The following is a 505-nucleotide window of genomic DNA, read 5'->3' on the forward strand; positions in this document are numbered from 1 at the left end:
CCAGACATGCTCGTTGAAACATACGGAAATCAGACAGAAGTAGCACGCAGACTGAAATGTAGTCGCGGTACGGTCAGAAAATACGTTGATGATAAAGACGGGAAAATGCACGCCATCGTCAACGACGTTCTCATGGTTCATCGCGGATGGAGTGAAAGAGATGCGCTATTACGAAAAAATTGATGGCAGCAAATACCGAAATATTTGGGTAGTTGGCGATCTGCACGGATGCTACACGAACCTGATGAACAAACTGGATACGATTGGATTCGACAACAAAAAAGACCTGCTTATCTCGGTGGGCGATTTGGTTGATCGTGGTGCAGAGAACGTTGAATGCCTGGAATTAATCACATTCCCCTGGTTCAGAGCTGTACGTGGAAACCATGAGCAAATGATGATTGATGGCTTATCAGAGCGTGGAAACGTTAATCACTGGCTGCTTAATGGCGGTGGCTGGTTCTTTAATCTCGATTACGACAAAGAAATTCTGGCTAAAGCTCTT

Annotated in this window: 2 protein-coding genes; both read left to right on the forward strand. The window is 45.1% G+C overall.

Going from position 1 to position 505, the window contains the following annotated elements:
- Positions 1-183 (forward strand): protein ninH (locus tag EJ063_RS20590; protein WP_208640394.1); only part of this gene is annotated, 183 nt, incomplete at its 5' end.
- On the forward strand, positions 161-505 hold a 345-nt coding region (locus EJ063_RS20595; RefSeq protein WP_208640395.1), incomplete at its 3' end, for a metallophosphoesterase. The genes EJ063_RS20590 and EJ063_RS20595, both read left to right, overlap by 23 nt.

The organism is Vibrio aquaticus, from assembly GCF_003970385.1.
Classification (GTDB): Bacteria; Pseudomonadota; Gammaproteobacteria; order Enterobacterales; family Vibrionaceae; genus Vibrio; species Vibrio aquaticus.